Genomic DNA, 7,361 nt, shown 5'->3' with positions numbered 1-7,361 from the left:
TTTGGAATTGTTTAATGTGATTTTCCATCACAATTAAGGTTCCGTTCAAGCTTCTTGATATTGTTCAATTTTCAAGGTCCTGGTCGCTTTTCTCTTGCGAGATAGCTTGTTTATTATATCTTGTCTTCAGTGCTTTGTCAAGTACTTTTTCAAGATTTTTTATTCAGCTTTTCAGCGACAACCGCGTTATCTGCGGCTCAGTTATAATATCACATTCCATGCCTAGAAGTCAACACCTTTTTTCAAAAAAGTGTGATTTATTTGAAAATCACCTTTTTTGCCCTTAAAACTCTGCTAACGGCTTACTTAAAACAATCCCCGGAGCACATTATAATGTGCTCCGGGGGCAAAGCGAACCAAATCGAATGTTGGATTTAATCTTACTTTATAATAATAGGCCTATTTTTATGGATTTGTGATTATCCTACAGTATGCTCTTTTATCGGCTCAGCAGGCTCTCTATGCGCAGCTTCCTTGCGCAGCAAGGGTGCATTTGCCTTCATCTTTACAAACAAGGGCAGATACTCCACTGCCAACACCGAGTTCTCCAGGCCATACCAGCGGGCCGGAGATCCTGCCACATGGCGGATTGCATACTTTGCGGTGAGAATGTTCTGATCCGATACCGAAAGCTCGCTTTCCGGCACTACTCTTTTGCGGATGATGCAAAAACGGAAACTTCCCACAATGCCTGGAGTCTGTACCGCATAATTTTGCTGCTGGTGGGGCAGCTCGCCGCTGCGCATCAATTCCTGCACAATCTGCCGCAGATACACATTTACACGCTGGTTTTCCTTAAAGCCCAGATTCAGCTGTACCCGAAAGATGTAATCGGTGCCAAAGCTCTCCACCGAATATTCCTTTTTATAAGGTACATCCTCCACATGGATATTTACAAACCAATAGGCTTTGGCCCGCTTGGGGCCTTTTTCCAAAATAGAATACAGAATGTCCCGCTCCACAAAATTGCAGTAACGGCTTTTGGTAAGGTAAACCAGGTTATCTGCAAAGCAGGGCACCGTTTCATCTCCACGCAAACGCTTCAGGGTCTCCTTGTACTTATCTACACTTAGGTAAATAGCCTGGGATTCCTCTACCTGGGTGCCCCGATGCCAAATGTACATCACCGCCAACAGCAGTGCTGCCAGCGTTACTGCCACATATCCCCCATCCAAAAACTTTGTAAGGCTGGAGAACAGGAACATCAGCTCCAGGCCGCCAAACAACACCAAAAAGCAATAAGCCGTAACCGTTTTCTTTTTGATGGTTTTTAAAAACACAAACAGCAGTAAGGTAGTCATCAGCATGGTTACGGTAATGGCCAGGCCATAGGCCGCCTCCATGCGATGGCTGCTCTGGAAATACAGCACCAGCAGCGAGCAGCCTACCCACAGACAGCTGTTCACCAAAGGAATATACAGCTGGCCCATGGTGTGGGAAGGATAGATTACCTGCATATGGGGCAGCAAATCCAGTTTGCAGGCCTCTGCCACCATGGTGAATGCACCGGTAATCAATGCCTGAGAAGCAATAATGGCCGCCAAGGTGCTCAGCAGCACTGCTACGGGACGAATCCCCTGGGGCATCATCTGAAAGAAGGGATTCAAATCCTCCAGCTCATACAAGCTGGCATCGTTTTGGTGCTGAATCAGCCATGCGCCCTGGCCCAGGTAGTTGAGTATCAGGCAGATTTTTACCAAAGGCCAGCTGATGTAAATATTCCCTTTGCCCACATGGCCCATGTCCGAGTACAGCGCCTCGGCACCGGTGGTGGCCAGGAACACACTGCCCAAAATAAAAATCCCCATCTTATTATAGGGGCCCACCAGCACATGCAGCGCCAGTAAGGGATTCAGTGCCTGCAGCACGCTCAAATCCATGCCCATGCGGTAGATGCCCAGGCCACCCAAAAACAAAAACCAAACCATCATCACCGGCCCAAAAGCCTTACCGATGGAGCTTGTTCCTGCCCTTTGAATCAAAAACAGTACCGCAATAATCAGCAGCGTAATCTGCACAATTCTGCCCTGCCCCACACCCAGTAGGGCATCCAGCGCCGGAATGCTTCGCAAACCTTCTATGGCGGTGGTTACGGTAACGGCGGGGGTAAGCACCCCATCTGCCAGCAATGCGGCGCCGCCAATCATTGCAAAAAACACCAGGTGCTTTCCATTTCTGCGCAGTATGCTGTACAGCGAAAAAATACCGCCCTCGCCATGGTTGTCTGCCTGCATGGCCACCAGAACATATTTTACGGTGGTAAGTAAGGTGAGCGTCCAGATAATCAGCGAGAGTGAACCCAGCACAAGCTGAGAGTTCATTGCCGCCAATCCCCCGTTTCCGGCCATAATGGATTTCATGACATACATGGGCGATGTGCCAATATCGCCGTACACCACACCAATGGCCACCAATGCCGCAGCCGCACTGATTGGTATGGCTGTATGTTTTTGTATCTGCTGCATTGTTTCCTCCTTTTATTTTCTGTTCGTCTTCACACAACAAAGGGCAAGCCGCCAGCGCATCGTCCTTGGGCCTGCCTGTCTCCTTTTGATTTGTTGCTGTGTACCTACATATCTACTCCTTTTAGTGGATAAAGTCAATGGCTTTTTATGTTTTATATTTTGCAACAAAAAATAGCACCTGCAAAACACGATGCTGCCGTGTTTTGCAGGTGCCGAAAAAACGCATTATTCTTTTTCAAATTTGCTGTTGAAGCGGTCCAGTGCCAGCGCAGCTGCCACGCCCACTGCCAGGCAGATCAGGTTAACTACCATGCTGGAGGAGGTTGCAAAGCTGTTGTAGGGTACAATCACCAGGGTTGCGGCAACCACAATGCCCACAATGCCATGGAACGCAATGGAGTAATGATGCTCAAACAGGCTGTCAATGGCCTTTGCCAGGCAGATTACTGTCACCAAGGCACCAATACCGCCCGGAATCAGCACGCTGAGGTTCAGATGGCCCAGACCCTCCACAAAGGGGGTGTACAGGCCCAGAGGCATCAGCAGGGTGGAAAAGCTCATGCCGGGGGCAATTACGCTGAGAGCCAGGCAGAATCCACAGAACAGATACCAGCCAAAGTTTGCAGTAATCTTCACCGAGAAGGTCTCCAGACCCACCAGCAGGCCCAGAACCACTGCAAAGGCTACTACCATGGAAATATAAGAGCCCTTGGTGCGGCCCTTCTGGCCTGCTTCACGCAGCAGGCTGGGCAGCATACCGGCAATCAGGCCCACAAACACGCAAACAGAAGGTTCAGGGTATTGATCCAAAAAGAACGCCAGAACATTTGCCACGCCCAAAAAGCCAATGCCCATACCAATAATAACAGGAATCAAGCGAGGCACATGGGTTTTAAAGTTCCGCACCGGGTTGGAGAGCAGCTCCATCACCGGCTTGTAAATTCCAAAAATCACACAGAGCACACCGCCAGAAATACCCGGCAAAACTGCACCCAAACCAATAAGTGCTCCCTGAAACACCTGAAACAGCAGGCTGAACAGATTTTTTTGCTGCTTGTTATTCTCCAAAATCAAACAATCCCCTTTCTTGGTTGAAGCGGCTTTCCGGCTGCTTCTGTTTTACTATTGTATGCGCGATAAATTGCAAAAAAGAAACCCGAATCTGCTTTTGGGAGCAGATTCGGGTTTTGGTGACCCATCCGGGAATCGAACCCGGGTTACCGCCGTGAAAGGGCGATGTCTTGACCGCTTGACCAATGGGCCTTATAAAATACAAAGTTTAGCTAAAACAGCAAGCATACTTCATCACCCACTATTGCGGGCAACCCCCAAGTATCCTAGCTAAACCTTGTATTAAGTGGTAGCGGTAACTGGATTTGAACCGGTGACACTTCGGGTATGAACCGAATGCTCTAGCCAACTGAGCTATACCGCCATGTATGTTGCTCCCTCAAGTGGGTGCTTTTATATTATATTCAATCATGATGGATTTGTCAACGATTTTTTAAAAGTTTTTTAAAAAAATAAATGGAAATTTATGGTTTTTTGTTTTTCCTGTTGTTTTGCTTTGCCCTGCAAAAAACCACCCCGGTTTTACGAAACCGGGGTGGTTAAAACAGCGCTGTATGTTGCGGTATTTGGGGAACAGTCTTTTTCTTCTTGGCTTTTTTCGCCGTTCAAAAATCAGTCCCCTTGGCAATGTGCCTGCTCTTGCCTTACTTGTTGGCAGGTACCAAAAGCTCCTTGCCGCCCATGTAGGGACGCAGTGCTTCGGGAATCTTTACGGTGCCGTCTGCCTGCAGGTTGTTCTCCAGGAAGGCAATCAGCATACGGGGAGGTGCCACGCAGGTGTTGTTCAGGGTATGGGGCAGGTAGTTGCGGCCATCCTCACCCTTTACACGGATTTTCAGGCGGCGGCTCTGGGCATCGCCCAGGTTGGAGCAGCTGCACACCTCAAAATACTTCTGCTGGCGGGGGCTCCAGGCCTCAATGTCGCAGCTCTTTACCTTCAGGTCGGCCAAATCACCAGAGCAGCACTCCAGCTGGCGCACAGGAATATCCAGGCTGCGGAACAGCTCCACGCTGTACTTCCACATCTTTTCGTACCATTCCATGCTTTCCTCAGGCTTGCAGACCACAATCATCTCCTGCTTTTCAAACTGATGGATGCGGTATACACCACGCTCCTCCAGGCCGTGGGAGCCCTTTTCCTTACGGAAGCAGGGGCTATAGCTGGTCAGGGTCTGGGGCAGCTGGCTTTCGGGCATCAGCTGATCCATAAAGCGGCCAATCATGGTATGCTCGGAGGTACCGATGAGGTACAGGTCCTCGCCCTCTATTTTGTACATCATGGCCTCCATTTCGGGGAAGCTCATTACGCCCTGCACCACGCTGCCGTGCATCATAAAGGGAGGGATTACATAGGTAAAGCCCTTGTCAATCATAAAATCACGGGCATAGGCCAGCACTCCCTCATGCAGCCGGGCAATGTCACCCAGCAGATAGTAAAAACCGTTGCCGGATACCCGACGGGCGCTGTCCAGGTCAATACCGTTAAAGCTCTCCATAATTTGAGTGTGGTAGGGAATTTCAAATTCAGGTACCACAGCCTCACCAAAACGCTCAACCTCCACATTGTGGCTGTCGTCGGGGCCAATGGGCACGCTGGGATCAATGATATTGGGCAGGGTGAGCATGATGTTGCGGATTTTTTCCTCCAGCTCGCCTTCCTTGGCCTCCAGCTCCTTCAGGCGGTTTGCCTGGGTAGCCACCTGAGCCTTTACCTGCTCGGCCTCTTCCTTTTTGCCCTGAGCCATCAGGCCACCAATCTCCTTAGACAGACGGTTACGGTCTGCACGCAGGGTGTTGGCCTCGGTTACGGTGTTGCGGTTTTCCAAATCCAGCGCAATCACCTCATCCACCAGGGGCAGCTTGCTGTCCTGGAATTTTTTGCGGATGTTCTCTTTTACCACTTCAGGGTTCTCTCGTACAAAACGCAGATCCAACATACAGGGTATCTCTCCTCTTTTTTATTGTTCCTTTTGGTAAGCGCCCAGCAGGTTGGCAAAATCGGTCAACTGCTGGTCGGAATAAAAATGCACGGTCAGGCTGCCCCGTCCGTTTTTGTAAGCAACCTTTACCTCATTGCCCAGCACCTGCTGTAAGGCAATTTCCACCTCGCTGGGCAGGGTAGACTGTACCGGCTGTTCCTTGGGCTCCTTTTCCGGCTGGGTCAGCTTTTTGCAAAGTGCTTCGGTCTGGCGAACATTCAAATCGTTCTCCACCACCTGCTGGGCAGCCTTTTCCTGAAGTTCCGGTTCTTCCAAGCCCAAAATGGCCTTGGCGTGGCCGGGGGTCAGGTGGCCGGTTTGCAGCCACTCCAGCGCACGCTGGGGCAGGTTCAGCAAACGCAGGCTGTTGGCTACAGAACTTCGGCTCTTGCCCAGCCGCTTGGCGGCCTGTTCCTGGGTTAGGCCGCACCGGTCCATCAGCTGCTTGTAACCAAAGGCTTCTTCCACCGGGTCCAAATCCTCACGCTGAAGATTCTCCACCAGCGCCAGTTCCATGGCTTCCCCTTCGGTTACATCCTTGATAACCACGGGAATTTCGGTCAGCCCTGCCAGACGGGCTGCACGCCACCGCCGCTCTCCGGCAATGATTTTATATCCCCCTGTGGCGCAGGGGCGCACGGTAATAGGCTGGAGCACGCCATGTTCTGCAATGCTGGCCGCCAGCTCGTTGAGGGGCTCCTCTGCAAAATCCTTGCGAGGCTGCTCCTTGTCCGGCTCAATATCCCGCAGGGGCAGGGTCATTACATCATTTCCCACATCCCGGACGGTCTCCTCAAACAGGCTTTCCAGACCCCGGCCAAGGCCGCCTTTTTTTACTGCCATGTTACCACTCCTTTACCGATTGTTCTCCAGCAGCTCCTGGGCCATGGCACGGTATGCCTCACAGCCCTTGCTGGACGGGTCGTAGTAATTGATGGGCTGTCCATAGCTGGGTGCTTCCGACAGGCGAACATTGCGGGGCACGGTGGTTTTGTACACCTTGTCCCCAAAAAATTTCTTCACCTGCTCCACCACCTGCAAGGTCAAATTCAATCGGCCTGCGTACATGGTAAATACCACGCCTTCAATTTCCAGGTAGCGGTTGTACAGCTTGCGCACGGTTTTGAGCGTGCTCATCAACTCCGAAAGACCTTCCAGTGCATAGTATTCGCACTGAATGGGAATCAGTACCGAGTCGCTGGCGCACAAGCCGTTCAAGGTAAGCAGGTCCAGGCTGGGTGGGCAGTCAATAAAGATGTAATCGTAATCGGAATTCACCTGAGCCAATGCCTCCCGCAAGCGATTTTCACGCCGCTCCATGTTCACCAGTTCCACCACTGCACCAGACAGCTGAATGTTGGACGGAACCACATCCACATGAAATTCTGTGTGCAGAATCACATCCTTGGTGTTTACCTGACCAATCAATAAATCGTATACACTATATTCTACATTTCGTTTTGAAATGCCATAGCCGCTGGTGGTATTGCCCTGAGGGTCCAGGTCCACAATCAGAACCCGTTTTCCCTCCTGTGCCACACAGGACGCCAGGTTCACGGCGGTGGTACTTTTACCAACGCCACCCTTCTGGTTCGCTACTGCAATGATTTTACCCAACGCTTGCGCCCTCCGTTTGTTCTATAAGTAAATATTGGCTCTGCTTGCAATATACCGTCTGCAACCAGGCTTCTTTGTGTATTATAGCATAGTTTATTCTTTCTGGACAGTATCGCCCATCATTTTCTGCCCCAAACCGCCTGTTTTTCGCAAAATGTTCCACGTGGAACATTTTGCACGCTGTTTCACAACTCCTGATTGTCTTTCTAGCCACCGAATCTTCTCTTTT

General features: G+C 50.6%; 5 protein-coding genes and 2 tRNA genes. All 7 read right to left on the bottom strand.

Features of this window, described 5'->3' with window-relative positions; all coding sequences use genetic code 11:
• Positions 1-419 precede the first annotated feature (419 nt).
• On the bottom strand, positions 420-2,465 hold the full coding sequence (locus tag ACH2EM_RS01690) for a KUP/HAK/KT family potassium transporter (RefSeq protein WP_395150316.1): 2,046 nt from the start codon (positions 2,463-2,465) through the stop codon (positions 420-422).
• A gap of 225 nt (positions 2,466-2,690) precedes the next feature.
• Complete coding sequence (locus tag ACH2EM_RS01685) at positions 2,691-3,533, bottom strand: DUF368 domain-containing protein (RefSeq protein WP_395150315.1); 843 nt, start codon at positions 3,531-3,533, stop codon at positions 2,691-2,693.
• Positions 3,534-3,653: 120 nt separating this feature from the next.
• A tRNA-Glu gene (locus tag ACH2EM_RS01680) sits at positions 3,654-3,728 on the bottom strand.
• Between the two features lie 95 nt (positions 3,729-3,823).
• Positions 3,824-3,900: transfer RNA gene (locus ACH2EM_RS01675), tRNA-Met, on the bottom strand.
• Positions 3,901-4,180: 280 nt separating this feature from the next.
• The gene (gene serS / locus ACH2EM_RS01670; protein ID WP_395150313.1) at positions 4,181-5,473 is read right to left on the bottom strand and encodes a serine--tRNA ligase; all 1,293 of its coding nucleotides are present in this window, start codon (positions 5,471-5,473) and stop codon (positions 4,181-4,183) included.
• 21 nt (positions 5,474-5,494) lie between these two features.
• Positions 5,495-6,358 carry a ParB/RepB/Spo0J family partition protein gene (locus tag ACH2EM_RS01665; protein ID WP_395150312.1) on the bottom strand — a complete coding sequence of 288 codons (864 nt, stop codon included), beginning with the start codon at positions 6,356-6,358 and terminating at the stop codon, positions 5,495-5,497.
• A gap of 12 nt (positions 6,359-6,370) precedes the next feature.
• Complete coding sequence (locus tag ACH2EM_RS01660; RefSeq protein ID WP_395150311.1) at positions 6,371-7,132, bottom strand: ParA family protein; 762 nt, start codon at positions 7,130-7,132, stop codon at positions 6,371-6,373.
• Between the last annotated feature and the right edge of the window lie 229 nt (positions 7,133-7,361).

The sequence above is a fragment of the uncultured Allofournierella sp. genome (assembly GCA_944382705.1).
GTDB lineage: Bacteria > Bacillota > Clostridia > Oscillospirales > Ruminococcaceae > Allofournierella.
Note: the sequence above shows the minus strand (reverse complement) of the source record. Positions and strands in the feature narration are given on the sequence as shown.